General features: G+C 73.9%; 20 protein-coding genes. 14 read left to right on the top strand and 6 right to left on the bottom strand.

Features of this window, described 5'->3' with window-relative positions; genetic code table 11:
- Positions 1 to 35 precede the first annotated feature (35 nt).
- From FE251_RS10420 to FE251_RS10410, 3 genes are read left to right on the top strand one after another with little or no spacing between them, the layout of a single operon-like run.
- Positions 36 to 542: an alternate-type signal peptide domain-containing protein gene (locus FE251_RS10420; RefSeq protein WP_139948727.1), complete on the top strand. Its 507-nt coding sequence runs from the start codon at positions 36 to 38 to the stop codon at positions 540 to 542.
- Positions 539 to 1,438 (top strand): hypothetical protein, encoded by a 900-nt coding sequence (locus FE251_RS10415; RefSeq protein ID WP_139948726.1) that lies wholly within the window; start codon positions 539 to 541, stop codon positions 1,436 to 1,438. Before FE251_RS10420 ends, FE251_RS10415 begins: the two co-directional genes overlap by 4 nt.
- A gap of 3 nt (positions 1,439 to 1,441) precedes the next feature.
- The gene (locus FE251_RS10410; RefSeq protein ID WP_139948725.1) at positions 1,442 to 1,777 is read left to right on the top strand and encodes an Hpt domain-containing protein; all 336 of its coding nucleotides are present in this window, start codon (positions 1,442 to 1,444) and stop codon (positions 1,775 to 1,777) included.
- A gap of 6 nt (positions 1,778 to 1,783) precedes the next feature.
- Here the strand turns inward: FE251_RS10410 and FE251_RS10405 are convergent, their stop codons facing one another.
- The gene (locus tag FE251_RS10405) at positions 1,784 to 2,500 is read right to left on the bottom strand and encodes a response regulator transcription factor (RefSeq protein WP_230976625.1); all 717 of its coding nucleotides are present in this window, start codon (positions 2,498 to 2,500) and stop codon (positions 1,784 to 1,786) included.
- Between the two features lie 104 nt (positions 2,501 to 2,604).
- Between FE251_RS10405 and FE251_RS10400 the strand changes: the two genes are divergently transcribed.
- From FE251_RS10400 to FE251_RS10385, 4 genes are all read left to right on the top strand, one after another.
- Complete coding sequence (locus FE251_RS10400; protein WP_139948724.1) at positions 2,605 to 3,405, top strand: fructosamine kinase family protein; 801 nt, start codon at positions 2,605 to 2,607, stop codon at positions 3,403 to 3,405.
- A 41-nt stretch (positions 3,406 to 3,446) separates the two neighbouring features.
- Positions 3,447 to 3,791, top strand: a complete 345-nt coding sequence (locus FE251_RS10395; protein ID WP_139948723.1) for an ArsR/SmtB family transcription factor — start codon at positions 3,447 to 3,449, stop codon at positions 3,789 to 3,791.
- Between the two features lie 21 nt (positions 3,792 to 3,812).
- Positions 3,813 to 4,790, top strand: a complete 978-nt coding sequence (locus FE251_RS10390; RefSeq protein ID WP_139948722.1) for an SRPBCC family protein — start codon at positions 3,813 to 3,815, stop codon at positions 4,788 to 4,790.
- A 123-nt stretch (positions 4,791 to 4,913) separates the two neighbouring features.
- Positions 4,914 to 6,872 carry a collagen-binding domain-containing protein gene (locus tag FE251_RS10385; protein ID WP_179954753.1) on the top strand — a complete coding sequence of 653 codons (1,959 nt, stop codon included), beginning with the start codon at positions 4,914 to 4,916 and terminating at the stop codon, positions 6,870 to 6,872.
- Between the two features lie 40 nt (positions 6,873 to 6,912).
- Here FE251_RS10385 and FE251_RS10380 read toward each other — a convergent pair whose 3' ends face one another.
- Positions 6,913 to 7,599 (bottom strand): TetR/AcrR family transcriptional regulator, encoded by a 687-nt coding sequence (locus FE251_RS10380; RefSeq protein WP_168202706.1) that lies wholly within the window; start codon positions 7,597 to 7,599, stop codon positions 6,913 to 6,915.
- 66 nt (positions 7,600 to 7,665) lie between these two features.
- On the opposite strand from FE251_RS10380, the gene FE251_RS10375 reads away from it, so the two are divergent.
- The 5 genes from FE251_RS10375 (at position 7,666) to FE251_RS10355 (ending at position 12,534) form a co-directional block, all read left to right on the top strand.
- Positions 7,666 to 8,595 carry a metal ABC transporter solute-binding protein, Zn/Mn family gene (locus FE251_RS10375; RefSeq protein ID WP_139948720.1) on the top strand — a complete coding sequence of 310 codons (930 nt, stop codon included), beginning with the start codon at positions 7,666 to 7,668 and terminating at the stop codon, positions 8,593 to 8,595.
- Complete coding sequence (locus tag FE251_RS10370) at positions 8,592 to 9,335, top strand: metal ABC transporter ATP-binding protein (RefSeq protein ID WP_139948719.1); 744 nt, start codon at positions 8,592 to 8,594, stop codon at positions 9,333 to 9,335. Before FE251_RS10375 ends, FE251_RS10370 begins: the two co-directional genes overlap by 4 nt.
- Positions 9,328 to 10,197 (top strand): metal ABC transporter permease, encoded by an 870-nt coding sequence (locus tag FE251_RS10365; RefSeq protein ID WP_139073766.1) that lies wholly within the window; start codon positions 9,328 to 9,330, stop codon positions 10,195 to 10,197. Before FE251_RS10370 ends, FE251_RS10365 begins: the two co-directional genes overlap by 8 nt.
- Positions 10,194 to 11,198: a metal ABC transporter permease gene (locus tag FE251_RS10360; protein WP_139073767.1), complete on the top strand. Its 1,005-nt coding sequence runs from the start codon at positions 10,194 to 10,196 to the stop codon at positions 11,196 to 11,198. Before FE251_RS10365 ends, FE251_RS10360 begins: the two co-directional genes overlap by 4 nt.
- Before the next feature lie 67 nt (positions 11,199 to 11,265).
- Complete coding sequence (locus FE251_RS10355) at positions 11,266 to 12,534, top strand: MFS transporter (protein ID WP_223147532.1); 1,269 nt, start codon at positions 11,266 to 11,268, stop codon at positions 12,532 to 12,534.
- Between the two features lie 3 nt (positions 12,535 to 12,537).
- Here the strand turns inward: FE251_RS10355 and FE251_RS10350 are convergent, their stop codons facing one another.
- The gene (locus tag FE251_RS10350) at positions 12,538 to 13,266 is read right to left on the bottom strand and encodes an SDR family NAD(P)-dependent oxidoreductase (protein WP_139073768.1); all 729 of its coding nucleotides are present in this window, start codon (positions 13,264 to 13,266) and stop codon (positions 12,538 to 12,540) included.
- Between the two features lie 138 nt (positions 13,267 to 13,404).
- Between FE251_RS10350 and FE251_RS10345 the strand changes: the two genes are divergently transcribed.
- Both FE251_RS10345 and FE251_RS10340 read left to right on the top strand, forming a co-directional pair.
- Positions 13,405 to 14,460, top strand: coding sequence for a zinc-dependent alcohol dehydrogenase family protein (locus FE251_RS10345; RefSeq protein WP_139948718.1), 1,056 nt, complete (start codon positions 13,405 to 13,407; stop codon positions 14,458 to 14,460).
- 516 nt (positions 14,461 to 14,976) lie between these two features.
- Complete coding sequence (locus FE251_RS10340) at positions 14,977 to 15,183, top strand: hypothetical protein (RefSeq protein ID WP_139073770.1); 207 nt, start codon at positions 14,977 to 14,979, stop codon at positions 15,181 to 15,183.
- A gap of 25 nt (positions 15,184 to 15,208) precedes the next feature.
- Here the strand turns inward: FE251_RS10340 and FE251_RS10335 are convergent, their stop codons facing one another.
- The 3 genes from FE251_RS10335 to FE251_RS10325 all read right to left on the bottom strand — a co-directional run bounded on the left by FE251_RS10335 (position 15,209) and on the right by FE251_RS10325 (position 19,960).
- Positions 15,209 to 15,892, bottom strand: a complete 684-nt coding sequence (locus tag FE251_RS10335) for a hypothetical protein (protein WP_230976396.1) — start codon at positions 15,890 to 15,892, stop codon at positions 15,209 to 15,211.
- Positions 15,893 to 15,938: 46 nt separating this feature from the next.
- Positions 15,939 to 17,993 carry a serine hydrolase gene (locus tag FE251_RS10330; protein WP_139948717.1) on the bottom strand — a complete coding sequence of 685 codons (2,055 nt, stop codon included), beginning with the start codon at positions 17,991 to 17,993 and terminating at the stop codon, positions 15,939 to 15,941.
- A 233-nt stretch (positions 17,994 to 18,226) separates the two neighbouring features.
- Entirely contained in the window at positions 18,227 to 19,960 is a 1,734-nt protein-coding gene (locus tag FE251_RS10325) for a pyruvate dehydrogenase (protein WP_139073772.1), read from the bottom strand.
- Positions 19,961 to 20,264 lie beyond the last annotated feature (304 nt).

Below are 20,264 nucleotides of genomic sequence, written 5' to 3'. Positions count from 1 at the left end.
ACACCCCACCCGCCGTCCCGGAGAGGAGGACCACCGTGCCCAGCAGACTCACCCGCGCCGCCGTCGCCGCAGGCCTGGCCACCGTCCTCCTCTCCGGCGGTGGCACGACGCTCGCCGGCTGGAACGACGCCGAGCAGCGTGACCTCGCGGCGGTGAGCGCGGGCGAGCTCAGCGTGGAGCCGCTCGCCGCCGCGACCGTCGTCCTGCGGCCGGGCACCACCCAGCCCCTGCCCGCAGGCACCGCCCTCGTCCCGGGCGACGTCGTCCGCGTGACCTCGACCGTCCGGGTCGCGGCCTCCGGTGACCTGCTCACCGGCCGCCTCGCCCTCGACACCACCGCCCTGCGCGGCCTCGGTGGTGCGACCGTCATCGTGACGACGCCGCTGCCCGGCGCGGGCCCCCACCGCTGGACCGTCACCCCCGAGCACGACGGCGCCCGGACGACCGCCGTCGTCGAGCTCACCGTCCCGGCCGGTCTCCCGCAGCACACGACGCTCGACGCCGGCGCCCTGCGATGGACCCTCACCCAGGAGATGCCATGACGGTCGAGCGGCCCACCGCCGTCGTGCTCCTCCTGGCCCTCCTCCTCGGCGGCGCCCTCGTGCTGCGCCCCTCGGGCACGACGCTCGCGGCATGGAGCGACGAGGTCGTGGTCACCGTCCCTGCGCTGCGCACCGGGGGAGTGCGCGTCGACGTGGCGCCGTCGGGCTCGACGAGCGCCACCATCGCGATGTCCGGTGACGTCCACGGGACCTGGCAGCCCAGCGCCGTGCGGGTGGGTGTGGACGGCCGCGCCCTCACCGGCAGCGACCTCGCGGGCTCGACGATCGAGTACCGCCTCGCCACGGCGGGCGGCACCTGCCCGAACGGCGGCGCCCCGGCGTTCACCGCGAGCCCGAGCGGCGCGGGAACCTCCTTCACCGTCACCGGCCAGCAGATCACCGGGGCCCGGACCCTGTGCCTCACCTTCGTGCCCTCGGACAAGGTGCGCGCCGAGCTGGGCGGGCGCGCCCTGTCCTTCGCGACGAGCGTCACCGGCCTGGCCGCCGGCTCCTCGGCGTGGACCGCCTCCACGGCGTGGTCCGCCACCCAGCAGCTACCGGCGGCTCCGCGCGTCACCGGCCCCACCTGCTCCCGCGGCTTCCTCAACCAGTTCGTCACCCTCTCCTGGGAGTGGGACCGCGCGGGCCTGGCGCAGAACGCCGCCCGCTTCAGCCTGCAGGTCGACGACCGCGGGACCTGGCGCGAGGTCGGCACCGCGCCGGTGAGCAGCCGGCCCTCGGCCACCCTGAGCCCTTACCAGTTCGACGTCGTCACGTTCGACACCTACTCGGTCCGGGTGGTCGCCGTCCTGGCCGACGGCACGACGATCCCCTCCTCGACGACGGTGAGGGTCCGCGTCGAGCGGGTCGGCGTCGGCGCGGCGTACTGCGGCTGACCGGTGAGCGGCGACGTGCTCGACCCGGCGGCCCTCGCCCGGCTGCGCGCCGACGTCGGCGCCGCGGCGGCGGAGGGGATGGTCGACCACTTCCTCGCCATGCTCCCTGAGCGGGTGGAGCGGGTGCGCCGCGCCGTCGCCGCGGGGGAGCCCGCCGAGCTGCGTGACGCCGCGCTCAGCCTGGGCTGCTCGGCCACCATGCTCGGCGCCCACGCCCTCGCCGACGCCTGCGCGCGCTCCCGCACCGCCACGGGTGAGGCGGCGCGGGCCGTGCTCACCGAGATCGACGGAGGCGCGGCGGCGACCGTCGCCGCGCTCACCGGCCCCGAGCGGGCCTGAGTCGGCTCAGCGCGGGTCGCCGAGGCGGTAGCCGACGCCCCTGACCGTCTGGACGTGCCGCGGGTTGGTGGCGTCCTCACCGAGCTTGCGCCGCAGGTTGGCGACGTGGACCTCCACCGAACGGTGGTCGGCCTCGCCAGGCTCGGTCCCGGTGTCATAGCTGTCGGACCAGACCGAGCGCGCGAGCTGCGACTTGGTGAGCACCCGCCGCGGGTTGACCAGCAGCGCGGCGAGGATGTCGAACTCGCTGCGGGTGAGCACGAGCGGCGCCCCGGCGAGCTCGACGACGCGGGCGTCGCGGTCCAGCCGCAGCTCCCCGTGGGAGAGCACGGCGTCCTCGTCGGTGCCGGGCACGGCCGGCGCGACCCCGGCGGCCCGCGGACGGCGGAGCATCGCCTCGATCCGGGCGCGCACCTCACGCGGCCGGAACGGCTTGGTCACGTAGTCGTCGGCCCCCGCCTCGAGGCCGAGCAGGGTGTCGATCTCGTCGGCGCGGCCGGTGAGCATGAGGATGTAGGCGTCGGAGAACGCCCGGATGCGGCGCGCGACCTCGAAGCCGTCGAAGTCGGGCAGGGAGATGTCCAGGGTGGCGACCACCGGCTGGTGCTCGCGCACCGCCTCGACCCCTGCCTCGCCGGTGGACGCCGTCGCCACCGTGAACCCTGCCTGCACGAGGGTGGTCTCCAGGAGGAAGCGGATGTCCGCGTCGTCCTCGATCACCACTGCCGTGCCTCGCCCGCCCGTGTCCGTCACATGTCGACCTTAACCTCCCGCCCGACCGGGGGACCCGCCTCGCCCACGCGCCGCGCGCTTGCCACGATGGCCCGATGAGGATCTTCCACAAGACCGACGACCCCGAGACGCTGCGGTTCGAGGCGGCCGGGCTGCGCTGGCTCGCGGACGCGACGGACCAGGGCGGCGCGCCCGTCGTCGAGATCCTCGGGGAGGGAGAGGGCTGGCTGGACCTCGTCCACCTGCCCGCCGCGGAGGCGACCGCCGAGGGGGCGGCCGCCTTCGGGCGTGGGCTGGCCCGGACCCACGCCGCGGGCGCGCCGTCCTTCGGCTGCGCCCCGCCCGGCTGGAGAGGGCCGGTCCCGCGCAGCTCGGGCCCGATGCCGCTGCACGACCACGACGCCGCGCCCGTGCACACGCGCTGGGCCGACTTCTACGCCGAGGAGCAGATCCGGCCCTACGTGCGGCGCGCGGTGGCGAGGGGAGCCCTCGACGAGGACGGCGCCCGCGTGCTCGACCGGGTGGCCGACCGGCTCGCGGCAGGGGACTTCGACCACGACCAGCCCGCCCTCGTCGGACCGCGGGCGGCGCGCCTGCACGGGGACCTGTGGGGCGGCAACGTCGTGTGGACGCGGGGCGCCGACGGTCCGTGCGGGGTCCTCATCGACCCGGCGGCACACGGTGGGCACGCCGAGACGGACCTCGCGGCGCTCGACCTGTTCGGGGTGGACCGGCTGCCCGACATCCTCGCCGGCTACCAGGAGGTCTCGCCGCTGGCGCAGGGGTGGCGCGAGCGGGTGGGGCTGCACCAGCTGACGATGCTGATCATGCACGCAGTGATCTTCGGCGGGTCCTACGGGCCGCAGACCGTGCGCGTCGCACGGCGGTACGCCTAGGGGGTTGACGTGGGCACGGGGCGGGCATAACGTACAACCAAATGGTTGTACGTTGCGAACGGCCCGCCCTGGCCGACGACGAGATCGACCGGATCTTCCGGGCGCTCGCGGACGCCACCCGGCGCGACATCGTCCGGCGCACCCTCACCGAGGAGGCGTCGGTGTCCGAGCTGGCCGCTGCGTACGACATGTCGTTCGCGGCCGTGCAGAAGCACGTCGCCGTCCTGGAGGGAGCGGGCCTGGTGACCAAGGAACCGCAGGGACGTGAACGGCGCGTGCGGGGCAACCCCGACACGCTGCGGCAGGCCCAGCAGCTGCTGGACCAGTACGAGCAGATCTGGAGCGGTCGGGTCGCCCGGCTCGACGCGCTCCTCACCGATGAGTGACCGCCCCTGAGAGGCACTGCCATGCCACTGACCTCCGTCGACAAGGACCTCGACGCCCTGACCCTGACCATCGTCGCCGACTTCCCCGTGCCCGTGCGCCGGGTGTGGGACGCCTACGCCGACCCCCGCCGGCTCGAGAGGTTCTGGGGGCCGCCCGGCTACCCCGCGACCTTCACCCGCCACGACCTCGTCCCCGGGGGCCGGTCGACCTACTACATGACCGGCCCGGACGGGGAGCGCTCCCACGGCTACTGGGATTTCCTCGCCGTCGACCCCGGGCGCTCGTTCGAGGTCCGGGACGGCTTCACCGGTGCCGACGGGGAGCCCGACCCGGACATGCCGACGATGCTCATGACCACCCGCTTCGAGGAGGCCCCGGGCGGCTCGCGCGTGACGACGACGACGCACTTCCCCGGGGTGGAGGACCTCGAGAAGCTCCTCGCCATGGGGATGGAGGAGGGCATGGTCTCCGCCCTCTCGCAGGTGGACGACGTCCTCGCGGACCTCGCCTCCTTCGCTGCCGACCGGAGCGCCGAGGCGCAGCTCCTCGGGGACACGCAGGTGCGGGTCGCTCGGCTCGTGCGCGGACCGGTCGAGCTCGTGTGGCAGGCACACCACGACCCCGACCTGCTGCGCCGCTGGATGCTCGGCCCGGACGGCTGGACCATGCCGGTGTGCGAGGTTGCCCGGTCCGTCGGTGACACCTACCGCAACGAGTGGGAGCAGGAGGGAGGAGGGGAGCGGTTCGGCTTCACCGGCGAGCTCCTGGAGTCTGTCCCGCCCTGCCGTGAGGTCACCACCGAGCGGATGATCGGGACCGACGGGCCGGCCACGCTCAACGAGCTCACGCTCACGCCCGTCGCGGACGGCACGCTGCTCGTCCTCGTCGTCACCTACCCCGACGCGGCGACCCGCGAGGCCGTCCTCGCCACCGGCATGGTCGACGGCATGGAGACGAGCTACGCCCGCCTCGAGTCCGAGGTGCTCGCCCGCGTGTAAGGGGCCCCTCCCTGCGCGGCGACGGTGGCTAGACTTCCGTCTAGCCGGGGCTAGACTGCCGTCTAGCCGTCCCGCTACGACGGCTGTCGTGGCGGGACCTTCCGCCGTCGGAGGGAGATCCTCTTGGGCCGACATGTTCGCGTCCGCCCGGGACGTCAGCGGCAGGGGGTCGCGCTCGTCTCCGCGGCCGCCATCGCCGTCGCCGGGTTCGGGATGCTCGGCGCGGGACCCGCGCAGGCGGAGCCGAGTTCGTTCAACCCGTTCGCGCTCGCGAACGGGTTCACCGTCGTCGCCCGCGGCGACGTCACGCTGAGCAACAGCGAGCTCGAGGGGTCGATCGCCGTCCTCGGCGAGCTGTCCTCCGGGAACCAGAACGGCTACCCCGTCGTCCACCAGGCCGCCGGCACGCCCGACTACACGGTGCCCACCGTCGACGGCGTCCCCGTCCGGGTGCTCGCCGAGCGCTACGTCGGCACCGGCGCGCTCGACGTCTCCAACCGCGACGACTCCGGGACCATCGCCCCCGGGTCGCCCGAGGCGACGGCCGTCGTCCGGCTCGTCGACGTCACCAACCTCCGGGCGAGCGCCCGCGGCGGGGGCCTCGGGCCGGCCGCCGGCTCCGACTTCCTCCGCCTCCTCAACGACGCGGTGCCCAACGCCGACCAGACCGGCAAGATCGACCTCAAGACGGTGCCCTTCGCGGGCGCCTCGACCGCCGACGTCGCCACCGAGCGGCCGAGCGTCGAGGCCTACTTCGCAGGGCTCGAGGACGGGGTCGCCCGGGCCAACCAGTGTCTCGCCGACCTCCCCGGAGCCGGGGAGGACCTGGTCCGGCAGGCCACCGTCGAGCAGCGGGACGGCTTCGCCTACCTCTCGGGCCTGGCGACCGACCGGCCCAACCTCGTGGCGTACGAGGACCTCGTCGGGCGCACGGTCAAGCTCGAGGGCGCGGCCGCGAGCTACGCACCGACCGAGCAGGCGCCCCTCGTCATCGACGTCCCGGCAGGCACGGACCGCCTCCAGCAGGTCCGCATCGAGGGCTGGTCCTCGGCCTCCTCCGCCCAGCAGTCCTACGCCCGCCACATCATGTACGACCTGTCCGGTCTCAGCGGCGAGGTCCTCGTCGACGGGGTCGAGCTCGGCGCCATCTGGGCGCCCGAGGTCGACCTGATGTTCAGCTCGCACGTGACGACCAACGGTCAGTGGGTCGCCCGGCGGGTGACGACGACCGGCGGTGGCGAGATCCACCACCACGGCTTCACCGGCCAGCTGCCCTGCGACGTGCCTGCGGACCCAGACCCCACGGACCCGGTGGACCCGGACCCGACGGACCCGACGGACCCGGTGGACCCGGACCCGACCGACCCGGTGGACCCGGTGGACCCGGACCCGACCGACCCGACGGACCCGGTGGACCCGGACCCGACCGACCCGACGGACCCGGTGGACCCGGACCCGACCGACCCGACGGACCCGGTGGACCCGGACCCGACCGACCCGACGGACCCGGTGGACCCGGACCCGACCGACCCGACGGACCCGGTGGACCCGGACCCGACCGACCCGACGGACCCGGTGGACCCGGATCCCACGGACCCGACGGACCCGGTGGACCCGGACCCGACCGACCCGACGGACCCGGTGGACCCGGACCCGACCGACCCGACGGACCCGACCGACCCGACGGACCCGACGGACCCGGTGGACCCGGACCCGACGGACCCGACGGACCCGGTGGACCCGGATCCCACGGACCCGGTGGACCCGGACCCGACGGACCCGGTGGACCCGGATCCGACCGACCCGACGGACCCGACGGACCCGGTGGACCCGGACCCGACCGACCCGACGGACCCGGTGGACCCGGATCCCACGGACCCGACGGACCCGGTGGACCCGGAGCCGACGGTCCCGGCGGCGGACAGTGACGTGAACACCGGCGAGGCCGCGACCCAGCGGCCGGCGGCAGCCCTGGCCAGCACCGGTGTCGAGCCGGCGGGGTCCGCCGCCCTCGCGGCACTCCTGCTGTTCGGCGGTGCCGGGCTGCTTCTCGGTCGACGCCTCACCGACGCCCGGAGGTGAGGTGGTGCGGGGGCCGGCGTCCGCCGGCCCTCGCACCACGTCAGCGGGTCATGCTCCTGCTCGGCGGGAGCGCGTCCAGCGTCCCGTTCGCCCGGCTGGACACCACCTCGTCGATGACGGAGTCGACGTCGTGGAACCCGGCGCCCGCGAGGGTGATGCGCAGGAAGCGCAACCGCGGCCGCCCAGGTCCCGTCGGATGCTGGTGGAGCCGGAACGACGCCGTTCCCAGGTTCGTGACGACGATGTGCTCGGCGACATCGGCCGGTGGCAGGGAACTGTCGCCCTCACCGGCCGCGTAGGCCTCGGCGACGAACCGCTCGGTCTCCTCGAGAAGCTCTCCCACGGCCCCCGCGAGTCGCGGGTCCGGCACCGCGCGGTCGGAGAACAGCGCCGTCGCCGCAGCGACCGCCGGGTCGCTGGTGGCCCGCGACCCGAGGTGCAGCACGAACGCGATGAGTGCGTGAGAGGGGCTGTCGGGGTAGGCCTTCCTCCCGGCGGCGACCGACGCGCGCACGGCCTCGCGCAGCGCGTCGCCCAGGGCGCTGACGAAGGCGCTCTTCGTGGGGAACTGGTGGGCCAGCGCCCCCTTCGTCAGCCCGTGTCGGGCGGCGATCGCGGAGAGGCTCGCAGCCGCGTAGCCGCACTCGAGGATCTCCGCGGCCGCCGCCTCGAGAAGGGCGGCCCGGGTCTCCTGTGCCGTGCGCTGCGGCGTGGGCTGCTCGGACATCGCGCCGATCCTACGTGCCCGGCTCCGCGGGCGGGCGTTCTGCGCAGATTCGGCTACCCTCATCGCATGAGTTCGGAGACCCGAAAACTGGCCGCGCTGGGCGTCGTCGCCCTCCTCCTCGCCGCCTGCTCCGCACCCGCCGAGAGCGCCGACGCGCGCATCGACGTCACCGTGACGACGACGCATGCCGCGGACCTCGTCAGCGCGGTGGGCGGAGAGCACGTCGACGTCACGGCACTCATGGGCCCCGGCGTCGACCCGCACCTGTACCGCGCCAGCCAGGGCGACGTGCGGGCGCTCGCCGACGCCGACCTCGTCGTCTACCACGGACTCTTCCTCGAGGGGCGGATGGAGGAGGTCCTCGAGGCCGGGGCGCTCGAGCGCGTCGTGGCGCTGACCGACGCGCTCCCCGCCGATGACCTCCTCGCCTCGGCCGACCACCCGGGCCAGCACGACCCGCACGTGTGGTTCGACCCCGAGCTGTGGGTGCAGGTGGTGCCCCCGCTCGTCGCGCAGCTGAGCGACCTCGCCCCCGAGCACGCCGAGGACTTCGCCGCAGGCGGGCAGGAGTACGTCGCGCAGGCGCTCGCCGCCCACGCCGAGGCCACCGCCCTGCTCGACGCCGTCCCCGAGCGCTCCCGCCTCCTCGTCACCTCGCACGACGCCTTCGGCTACTTCGGCCGCGCCTACGGCCTCGAGGTGCGCGGCGTGCAGGGGCTGTCGACCGAGGACGAGGCGGGCGTCGCCGACATCCGGCGCCTCGTCGACCTCCTCGTCGAGCGTGGGGTGCCCGCCCTGTTCACCGAGTCCAGCGTCTCCCCGGCGAGCATCACCGCCGTCCGCGAGGCCGCCGCGGACCGCGGCTGGACGGTCGAGGTGCCCGAGGAGGGCCTGTACTCCGACGCCCTCGGGGAGCCCGGCACGCCCGCCGGGACCTACGCCGGCATGCTCCTGGCCAACGCCGAGCTCGTCGCAGGCGCGCTGGGGCCGCGATGAGCGCCCCGCTGTCGGTCCACGGGCTCACGGCCGCCTACCGCGAGGAACCGGTGCTGTGGGACGTGTCCTTCACCGTGCCCGAGGGCCGACTCGTCGGCGTCGTCGGCCCCAACGGTGCCGGCAAGACGACGCTGCTCAAGATCGCCATGGGCCTCCTGCGGCCGGTCGCCGGCACCGTGCGGGTCTTCGGCCGGCCGCTGGAGCGCGGGCGCCGGGACGTCGGCTACGTCCCGCAGCGGGGAAGCGTCGACTGGGACTTTCCGACGAACGCGCGCGACGTCGTCGAGATGGGCACCTACGGGCGCCTGGGCTGGCTGCGCCGCCCCGGCCCGGCCGAGCGGCGCACCGCCGAGCGGTGCCTCGAGCGCGTCGGGATGCTCGACCTCGCCGACCGGCAGATCGGGGAGCTGTCCGGCGGCCAGCAGCAACGCGTCTTCCTCGCCCGGGCGCTGGCCCAGGACGCGCGCCTCTACCTCGCCGACGAGCCGTTCGTCGGCGTCGACCACCCCACCGAGCGCGTCGTCGTCGACCTCCTGCGCGAGCTCCGCGACGAGGGGCGGACCGTCGTCGTCGTCCACCACGACCTCGCCACCGTGGCCGAGTACTTCGACACCGTCGTCCTGCTCAACCGCGAGCTCGTCGCCGCCGGCCCCACGGCCGAGGTCTTCACCGCGGAGAACATCGCCCGCACCTACGGCGGGGCAGCCCTGCCCTTCGAGGGGAGCGCGCGCGATGGGTGAGGTCGCCGGGATGCTCGGGGACTACACGCTGCGCACCGTCGCCCTCGGGGCGGCCGTCCTGGGGCTGCTCGGCGGCACGCTCGGCACCTTCGCGGTGCTGCGCCGCCAGAGCCTGCTCAGCGACGCGCTCGCCCACGCGACGCTGCCCGGCGTCGTCCTCGGGTTCCTCGTCACCGGCACCACGTCCGGCCCCGGCCTCATGAGTGGCGCGGCCGTGACGGCGGCGCTCGCGGCCGGGCTCGTCCTCCTCGTCGTCCAACGCACGCGCGTCAAGCAGGACGCCGCCCTCGCCCTCGTCCTGTCGGTGTTCTTCGGCGCCGGGACCGTGCTCCTCACCTACGTCGCCGGCACCGGGGCGTCCGGGCAGAGCGGCCTGGACCGCTTCGTCCTCGGCCAGGCCGCCAGCCTCGTCGCCTCCGACGTGCGCGTCATGGCCGCGGTCACGGCGCTCGTCCTCGCCGTCGTCGCCCTCACGTACAAGGAGCTCAAGCTCGTCGCCTTCGACCCCGCCTTCGCCCGCGCCGTGGGCTACCCGGTGCGGTGGGTCGAGGCGCTGCTCACCGGTCTCCTCGTCCTGGCCATCGTCGTCGGGATCCAGACGGTCGGCGTCGTCCTCGTCGCGGCCCTGCTCATCACCCCAGCCGCCGCGGCGCGGCAGTGGACCGACCGGCTCCCGGTCATGCTGGTCCTGGCCGCGGTCCTCGGGGCGGTGAGCGGGGCGAGCGGGGCGGTGCTCAGCGCGACGACCACCGACCTGCCCACCGGTCCGCTCGTCGTCCTCGTCGCGACCGGTCTGCTCCTGCTGTCACTGCCCGCCCGGCGCCTGCGCGGACACCGGCGCCGCACGGGGGTGGCGGCGTGAACGTCGACCTCGTCATCATCGTCACCGCCCTGCTCGTCGTCGCGCCGTGCGCGCTGCTCGGCTGCGTCCTCCTGCTGCGCCGCAAGGTCATGGTCGCCGACGCGATCTCCCACGCGGCGCTGCCCGGCATCGTCGTCGCCTTCCTGCTCACCGGCTCGTTGGGCCCGCTCGCCGCCGTCGCCGGCGCCGCGGCGTTCGGGCTGCTCACCGTCACCCTCGTCGACCTCCTCGAGCGCAGCGGCACGGTCCACGGCGACGCCGCCACCGGCATCGTCTTCACCGGGCTGTTCGCCCTCGGGGTACTGCTCGTCGCCCGGTTCGGCGGCGACGTCCACCTCGACCTCGAGCACGTCCTGTTCGGCGAGATCGCCTTCGCGCCGCTCCACGTCCTCACCGTCGGGGGCGTGGACCTCGGGCCGCGCTCCTGGTGGACCACCGGCCTCGTCGCGCTCGTCGCGGTGGCGGCCGTGCTCCTGTTCTACAAGGAGCTCAAGGTGACGACGTTCGACCCCGCGCTCGCCGCCGTCCTCGGCCTGTCCCCGGTGGTCGTCCAGACCGTCCTCATGTCGCTCGTCTCGCTCACGGTCGTCGGCGCCTTCGACGCGGTCGGCGCCATCCTCGTCGTCGCCCTCCTCGCCGGTCCGGCGGCCACCGCCTACCTCCTCACCGACGGCTTCGGTCGCATGCTCACCGTCGCGCTCGGGGTCGGGGTCGTGGCAGTCCTCGGCGGGTACGGCCTCGCCGTCCTGTGGGACCTGTCGATCGCCGGGATGGTCGCCACCGTCGTCGGCGCGCTCTTCCTCCTCGCCCTCCTCGTCGCCCCGCGCCACGGGCTCGTCGGCGGGGCACTCGTGCGCCGTCGCAGGAGGCGCGAGCTGCGTCGCCGGCTCGTCACCCACGCCCGCCGCAGGCTCGGCCCGGGGGCGACGGCGGCGCAGGTCGCGGCCCGCCTGGAGTGGCCTGTCTCGCACGTGGAGCGGGTGGACGGTCCGATAGAATAGGGAGCAGGGTCTGCAGCGCTTCCGGGGTGGGAGGAGCGCAACCCCGGCTATTCCTCGTGGAGACTGTGTGTCCGTCCTGTCCTCCTATCGGCGCCTGTTCGCGCTGACTGGACCCCTGTACATCGTCATCGCCTTCCTCGCGCGCCTCCCGCTCGCGATGGCCCAGATGGGCACGCTGCTGCTCGTCGCGGGGGTGAGCGGCAGCTTCGGCAGCGGCGGCGCCGCCGCCGGCGCGTTCGCCGTCGTCAACGCGATCGCCTCCCCGGTCGCGGGCGCCCTCACCGACCGGGTGGGCCAGCGCCCCGTCCTGCTCGTCCAGTCCGTCGGCGGGTCGCTCTCGCTCATCGCGCTCGTCGTCCTCGCCGGCCAGGAGGCGCCGTGGGAGGTGCTCGCCGTCCTCGCCGGCGTCGCGGGACTCTTCCTGCCGCAGGTCGGCACGCTCGCCCGGGTCCGCTGGCGTGAGCTCGCCGGCCGCCGCGGCGGGGAGCGGTTCAAGCTCCTGTCGACGGCCTTCTCCTACGAGGGTGCAGCCGACGAGGCGTCCTTCGTCCTCGGCCCGGCGCTCGTCGGCACGCTCGCCGCCCTCGTCTCTCCCTCGGGTGCCCTCATCCTCGCGGCCGTGCTGCTCGCCGTCTTCGCCACGCTGTTCGCCCTCCACCCCACCGTTGAGCTCGTCCGCGGGCACCGCGGTGCGCCGGGCGCCCGCGGAGCGCGCATCGGCCCGCTCATCCTCGCGCTCGGGGCCGGGCAGCTCATCGTCGGCACGATCTTCGGCTCGGTCCAGTCCGGGACGACGGCGCTGGCCACCGCGGCGGGTGAGCCGGGACTTGCCGGCCTGCTCCATGCTGTCCTCGGCGTCGGCAGCGTCGTCGCGGGCCTCGCGATCGTCGTCCTGCCCGAGCGCTTCCGGCTCGCCGACCGGCTGTCCGTGTTCGCCGGCGCGATCGCGCTGCTCACCCTGCCGCTGCTCGCCGTCGACAGCCTCGGGGCGCTCGCCGTCGTGCTCGTCGTCCTCGGCCTGGCGGTCGCGCCCTACATGATCACGCTGTTCTCCGCCTGCGAGCGGGTGGCCGACCCGGGCCGGCTCGGCGCGGCGATGATGGTCCTCGCGGCGGCGACGTCGCTCGGGTACGCGCTCGGCTCGAGCACCGCGGGCCGCCTCGCCGACGTCGCCGGGCACACCGGTGCCTACCGGGTCACCGTCATCGCCGGCGCGGTCGCCTTCGTCCTGTCGCTCGTCATCCGCGCCGCCCTCCACCGCAAGGGCCGCGAGACGGAGCGGGTGCCCCACGTGACCGAGGAAACGGGCGCTGACGAGGCCACGATGATGGTCTAGCGTCTACCGACTCTCCGGGTCCAGGCCGAGCGCGGCGCGTCCGCCGTCGACCGGCAGGACCGTGCCGGTGACGAACTCGGCCGTGAGCAGGAAGGCGACGGCGTGGGCCACGTCGCGCGGCGCACCCGCGTGCCCGAGCGGGTGCAGCTCGGCCAGCAGCCGCTGCGCCTCGGGGTGCACGGCGGCGTAGGCGGCGGAGCGGGCGGTGGTTATCGACCCGAGCGCGACGGCGTTGACCCGGATCCCCTGCGGGCCGTGGTCGACGGCCGCCGCTCGGGTCAGGCCCTCGACGGCCGCCTTCGCGGTGGCGTAGGGGAGCGCACCGCGCACCGGGCGCTGCGCCTGGTGGGAGGAGACGTTGACGATCGCGCCGGGCCGGGAGTGGGAGCGGAAATGGCGCACGGCGGCGTGGCAGCCGACCACCGCGAGGTCGAGGTTGAGGGCGATGAGGGCTGCCACCTCCTTGGCGCTCGCCGTGTCGAGGGCGGCGTCGCGGAAGACGGCGGCATTGTTCACCCAGCCGGTGAGCGGCCCGTGCTGCTCGGCGAGCTCGGCCGCCGCGGCCGCCGCCGCGGGGTCGGCCGCGTCCGCGCCGAGGCTGTGCACCCGAGGGCTGGTGCTCGTGCCCGGTGCCGGGTCGAGGTTGACGACGTGGCCGATCGTCGCGAGGTGCTCGGCGATCGCGCTGCCCACACCGCCGCTGGCCCCTGTGACGACGAACGAGGCGTTCATGCACCGACGCTAGCGACGGACGGTCGAGGCCGCGCTGGCTTTTCCCGACCGGCCGTCTGGCATGGCGAGAACACCCCCGCGTGACTAGCGTCACAAGTGGGCGCGGGCCCGTGTCCGATGCGCGACGGAGGAGAAGTCATGAAGGCGCTGGTCTACCACGGTCCGGGCAAGAAGGCGTGGGAGGAGGTGCCAGACCCGACGATCCGCTCGGCCACCGACGTCATCGTCCAGGTCGACACCACCACGATCTGCGGCACCGACCTGCACATCCTCAAGGGGGACGTCCCGGCGGTGACCGAAGGGCGGATCCTCGGCCACGAGGGCGTCGGCACGGTGGTCGAGGTCGGCTCGGCGGTGAGTCGGCTCGCGGTGGGCGACCGGGTGATCATCTCCTGCATCTCCAGCTGCGGCTCGTGCTCGTACTGCCAGGAGCGGCTGCCCGCCCACTGCCTCAACCCCGAGGGCGCGCCTGGCGTGGGCTGGATCCTCGGCCACCTCATCGACGGCACCCAGGCCGAGTACGTCCGCACGCCGTTCGGGGAGAACTCGCTGCACAAGCTGCCCGAGGGGGTGAGCGACGAGGCGGGACTCTGCCTGTCCGACATCCTGCCCACCGCCTTCGAGATCGGTGTGCGCAACGGGCGCGTCGAGCCGGGTGACGTCGTTGCCGTCATCGGTGCGGGACCGGTGGGGCTGGCGGCCATCATGACCGTGGGTCTCTACGGAGCCTCCCGCGTCATCGCGCTCGACCTCGACGACAACCGCCTCGAGCTCGCCAAGCAGTTCGGTGCGACGGACGCCGTCAACAACGGCAGCCCCGGCTGGCACGAGAAGGTCATGGGCATGACCGACGGGCTCGGCGTGGACACCGCCATCGAGGCCGTCGGCGTCCCGGCGACCTTCGACGCCTCCGTCAGCCTCATCCGGCCCGGCGGCACCGTGGCGAACGTCGGCGTGCACGGCGCGCCGGTGGAGCTGCCGCTCCAGGACCTGTGGATCAAGGACGTCGCGATCACCACGGGTCTGGTGTCCGCGACGACGACGGCGATGCTCCTCAAGCTCGTCGCCCAGGGCAAGCTGACCCCGGAGCAGTTCATCACGCACCGCTTCCCGATGAACGACTTCATGGACGCCTACGACACCTTCGGCCGCGCGGCCGAGACGCGGGCGATGAAGCTGGCCATCAGCCGCTGAGCAGTGCCGCGGCCTCCCGGGCACCGGCCCGGGAGGCCGTCGCGTGCGCCCCGGAGTCGGGTTCGATCCCACCCTCCGTTCAGCTGAGAGCACCGGCTGACGCCCGGTACGGTCGATCGGGCACCGAGGAGAGGGCGGTCGACTATGTGGTTGCGACGCATCGTCGCGTCCAGCGCTATCGCGGGGGCATGTTTCCTTGCTGCTGCGTGCTCGGATGCAGATTCGCAGGCCTCGGACAGCGCCACCTCGTCAGACGAGAACCCGGCTGGGGTGGGGCCGAGCAGGGTGCCCGCTGACCTGTCCTCGGAGCCACCTGCATCAGCCGAGGAGCCATCCGCTGCGCCGGCGACCTCTGCGGAGCCCGAGCCTTCCGTCACGCCCTCGCCTGGTGACCCGGCCTACGCCTGGCCTACCAGGGACGTCGCGAAGTTGGTTGAGCCGATGGGGTGGTGGCTGAATCCCATTCCGATCCCGGAGGAGCGCGCGATTGCGGAGGCGCATCCGAGGGTGATCCTCGTGAACACCTGGTACAACGTCATTCCCGCGTCGTACTACCGGGATGCCAACGGCAACCCGTCGTTCTACCACGTCTACGAGCCGATCCCTGTGGACCCGGACTGGCCGGAGGGATCGGTCGTCATTCTCGACGCGGACACCCTCGAGATGATCGAGAGCGTCCAGGTGTACCGCACCAACGACGAGATGCTCGCCGGCGGCTACTGAGCAGCGGGGCCTGCGGGCCGGCGCGTCAGGGGAGTGAGACGGCGGCGACGACCGGGCGCCACTGCTCGGGAACCAGAGGCTCCCGGGCGGCGCGCTCGCGGCCGGCGAGCCGCTCGCAGAGCGCGATCGCGTCGGTGAGCAGGTCGCGCAGCATCCCCGAGGGGTCGGGCACGCAGGCCGTGGCCAGCCCCACCGACGCGATCTCGACGACGGCCGCCCCCGGGTGGTGCGAGCCCACCGCGCCCACCTGGTCGACGAACGCCGCGGCCCACCGCTCGGCGAGGGGGACCTGGTCCAGCGCGCGGCGGCTGGAGGGGTGGAACCGCAGGTCCTCCCGCCCCTCCCGCTCGGCGCGGCGGCGCTCGCAGGACAGGATGCCCACCGCGAGGGACCGCTGGTGGTGCTCGCTCACCACCGGCAGGGCGCGGCTCGCGGCGAGCAGCGTGAGCTCGTCGTCCCAGTGCGGGTCGTCGCTGCGCAGCCCGATGACGCGCGGGATGAGCAGGGCGAGGCGTGGTCGTTCGGCGTCGTCGGTGAGGTCGTTGACCAGCCGGGCGAGGTGCGCGAGCAGCGGGTGCGTGCACGCCGGTTTGTCGCTCCACCGCTCTCCGGCGAGGTAGGAGGCGAGCTCCATGAAGCAGGCGCCGCGCCTGGGGCTGCGGTGCTTGCCGCGCGAGAGCATCGGGAGCATCTCGATGTCGGCGTCCACGTGGTCACCTCACAGCATCTCGACAATCTGACAAGTGTGGCCCCTGTCACACCCCCGGTGCAATCGCTGGGGCGGACATCGCGCGTCCGATCTGTCCGATCTCCTCGAGGTCCCCGAGCAGGCCGAGGAGGTGCTCCGCCCGGTCGTTCAGGTCGGCGCGGGCCTCCTCGGTGAGGGTGTCGGGCCGGCGCGGGGAGTCGAGGTGGCGGACGAACCGCTCGACGGCGCGGGCGGCCGCCTCCTCGCGCCCGCCCTCGAGGTGGCGCTCGGCCTGCTCGAGCGCGGTGGCGAGCTGCCGGGCGATCGGCCCGGCCACCGCGCCGTCCTCGACGTGCGCGGCGAGCGCGCCACCGAGCGCGTCGAGGGCCGCGCCGGGGTCGACCGGCTCGGGTGCCTCGGCGCCGGTCGCGTCGACCCGCGTCCAGCCGTCCGTGGTGATCGTCGCCCGGTCGGTGAGGTCCCAGTCGTCGAAGGCCCCGGGGACCTGGATCCGGTCGACGTAGACGCCGCGGCCGGAGTAGACGTCGTCGGTGGCGTAGCGCAGCCGCAGCTCGACGTCGCCGCTGAGCCCGGCGAGGTCGAAGCGCGCCTCCCACCAGCGGCCGAGCCCGTCGCCCGAGACGGTGCCCGCCGCGGGGATCGTCGTCCCACCGGCGGTGAGCGTCCCGTCCAGGGGCTGCCAGGTCGCGCCGTCGTCGGTCGAGGCCTCGACGTGCAGGAGGTCGGTCGGCTCGGTGTGGAACCACAGGTCGAGGACGAGCTCGGAGTCGCCGGTGAGGCTCACCGGGACGCTGAGGGTGCTGTCCAGGGAGTCGCCGATGCCGGAGTACCAGGCGGCGCCGCGGGTGAAGCCGGTCATCGGGTGCGCGAGCCCGGCGGCGCGGGCGACGGCGCGGCGCACCGGGTTGATGTTGCCCCAGTCGCGGCTCGGGTGGACCCGGTTGGTCATGAGGATGGCGATGGTCTCGGTGTGCGGGTCGATGACCAGGGAGGTGCCGGTGAACCCGGTGTGGCCCGCGGACTCCGCGCTCGTGAGGACGTCGTGGTAGAACCACGCCTCGAGCTCGGGGCCCAGGCCGCGGTGCGAGGAGGACAGCTGCCCGGTGTGGTCGCGCATCATCGCCTCGACGGTCGCGGCGTCCAGGACGCGCGCGCCGTCGTAGCTGCCGCCGTTGAGGAGCATCTGGGCGAAGGTCGCGACGTCGTCGGCGGTGGAGAAGACCCCGGCGTGGCCGGCGACGCCACCCAGGCGCCAGGCGCCCTCGTCATGAACCTCGCCGTGGACGAGGCCGCGCGCGGGCGTGGCCTGGTACTCGGTGGCAGCGATGCGCGGCAGCAGCTCGGCGGGCGGGTTGTACATCGTGTCGCTCATGCCGAGCGGTCCGGTGATGTGGGCGGCGACGTACTCGTCCAGGCCCTGGCCCGAGACGCGCTCGACGATCTCACCGAGCGTGATGAGGCCGAGGTCGCTGTAGAGGTAGCCGGTGCCGGGCGTGGAGGTGGGGGCGACGTCCCAGACCCGCTGGAGCGCGGCGGCCTCGTCGGGCGCGCTCCACAGGTTGATCCAGGCGGGCAGGCCCGCGGTGTGGGTGAGGAGCTGCTCGACCGTGATCGCGTCCTTGCCGTTCGCCGCGAAGGCCGGTACGTAGGAGGCCGCGGTGTCCTGCAGGTCGACCTCGCCCGCCTCGACGAGCTGCATGACCGCGACGGCGGTGAAGAGCTTGGACAGCGAGGCGAGGTCGAAGATCGTGTCGGTCCGCATGGGGACCTGCTGCTCGGCGGGCAGCTCGGTGGTCGTGTCCGCCCAGCGCACGGCGTGCCCCACGGCGGTGCGCTCGACGACGACGCCCTCGGAGGCGATGAGCGCGACAGCGCCCGGGTAGAAGGGGGTGGGCTCACGGGTGAGTCCCTCGAGGAGCGCCGGTTCGACGGCGTCGAGGCGGTGCTGGAGGAGTCCGACCTCCTCGGCGGTGCCGTCCCGCAGCACCCGCTGCGGTGCCTCCGAACGGTCCCAGCCCATCCGGTCCTCCTCGACGCCCGCGGCCGGCAGAGCCGCCCCGAGTACCGCGACGCCGAGCGCGACAGCGAGCAACCTGCGCATGACTACCCCTCCCGTAGACGCCGGCGGCCCCGCCGGCACCGACACTGTGGCGAAGCGCACACGGCAAAGTCAAGGGTTGACCATGGGAGGGCCTTTTCGGCAAACGAGTTTCGCGGGTAGGGTGCGACCCACGACGGCGAGAGCGGGGGGCGCCGTCGACCTGGCGCGACGGGGGCGGCGCAGCGGCCTGCGGGGTGGCGAGGGCGGCGACGTGCGGGCGTCGCCGTCGCCGCTCAGGGCCGCGGGATGTTGCGGAGGTTGGACCGGGCCATCGCCATGACCTCCCCGGAGCCCCCGCCGAAGATCTCCTTGGTCATCGAGGTCGCGAAGCCGCGCACCTGGCCGGCCGTGATGCTCGGCGGGAGGGACAGCGCCCGCGGGTCGGTGACGACGTCGACGAGAACCGGGCCGCTGCGACCGAGAGCGTCGGAGAGGGCCTCCCGCAGCTCGCGCGGGTCCTCGACCCGCAGCGCGGGGATGCCGATCGCCTCGGCCACCCGGCGGTAGTCCACCGGCGGGGTGTCGGTCGCGTGGTCGGGCAGGCCCTCGACGAACATCTCGAGCTTGACCATCCCGAGCGTGGAGTTGTTGAAGACGACGACGGCGACCGGCAGGTCGAGGTCGCGCAGGGTGATGAGCTCGCCGAGGAGCATCGACAGCCCGCCGTCCCCGGCGAGGGCAACGACCTGGCGCCCGGCGGACGCGGCGCCGATCGCGTGGGGCAGCGCGTTGGCCATCGAGCCGTGGAGGAAGGAGCCGATGACGCGGCGCCGGCCGTTCGGGGTGAGGTAGCGCGCCGCCCACACCGTGTTCATCCCGGTGTCGACGGTGAACACGGTGTCCGGCCCGGCGACCTCGTCGAGCTGGACGGCCGCGTACTCCGGGTGGATGGGGCGCAGCCGGTCGACCTTGCGGGTGTAGGCGCCGACGACGGAGGACATGAGCTTGTCGTGGCGCTTGCGCATCGACTTGAGGAACGTGCGCGACTTCTTGCGCTTGACCAGCGGCATCAGGAGCCGGAGCGTCGCGCCCACGTCGCCGTGGACAGGGACGTCGAGCCGGGTGCGCCGGCCCAGGTGCGTGGCGTCGACGTCGACCTGCGCCGTCCGCACGTCCGAGGGCAGGAAGGCGGGGTAGGGGAAGTCCGTGCCGAGGAGGACGAGGAGGTCGGCCTGCTCCATGGCGTCCTGGCAGGCGCCGTAGCCGAGGAGGCCCGACATGCCGACGTCGAAGGGGTTGTCGTACTGGATGACCTCCTTGCCGCGCAGCGAGTGGCCGACGGGGGCGCCGAGCTGCTCGGCGAGGGCGAGGACCTCGGTGCGCGCGCTGCGGGCGCCGACGCCGACGAAGAGGGTGACCTTCCTGGCCTCGTTGATCGCCGCTGCGAGGGCGGCGACGTCCTCCTCGGCGGGCACGAGGGTGGCTGTGCCGGTGGCGGGGACGAGCGTCTGGCCGGCGTCGGCCACCGTGAGGTCCGCGACGTCCCCGGGCAGGGTGAGGACGGCGACCCCGGGCGCGGTGAGGGCGTGCTGGATCGCGCTGCGGGTGACCCTGGGGAGCTGGGCGGGGGAGGAGATCAGCTCGGAGAACACGGAGGCCTCGGTGAAGAGGCGGTCGGGGTGGGTCTCCTGGAAGAACTGGGTGCCGATCTGGGCGCTGGGGATGTGGGAGGCGATGGCGAGGACGGGCAGCCGTGAGCGGTTGGCGTCGTACAGGCCGTTGATGAGGTGGAGGTTGCCCGGTCCGCAGGAGCCCGCGCACACGGCCAGCCGGCCGGTGACCTCCGCCTCGCCTGCGGCCGCGAAGGCGGCAGCCTCCTCGTGGCGGACGTTCACCCACTCGATCCCCTCGGTGCGCCGCACGGCGTCGACGACGGGGTTGAGCGAGTCTCCGACGATCCCGTAGATCCGCTCCACCCCCGCCGCGACGAGCTGGTGGACGAGGTGGTCGGCGACGCTGGTGGCCATGGGTGCTCCTCGGTTCGGGGCGGCCATCGTCGCGCGAGCGCCCGTCCGGCGCAGGCGGAATGGGCGATTTCGCAGGTGGAAGCGGCATCTCGACACGTGCCGCCCAGTTCGGGAGAAACCTTGACCAAATTGGCCATACCGACTGGTGGACTTTTGGTTGACACCCGACAGAACCGTCTCTAGTTTCGGCGTCAGTGGTCGCCGTTGACCACGAGCCCACCTTGATGAGGAGGTGACGCACTACGCGCGCGGCCGGCGTCGACCGGCCGGAGACAGCAGAGACCGAGCCCCACCCCTTGCCACG

Source organism: Georgenia wutianyii, from assembly GCF_006349365.1.
Classification (GTDB): Bacteria; Actinomycetota; Actinomycetes; order Actinomycetales; family Actinomycetaceae; genus Oceanitalea; species Oceanitalea wutianyii.
Note: the sequence above shows the minus strand (reverse complement) of the source record. Positions and strands in the feature narration are given on the sequence as shown.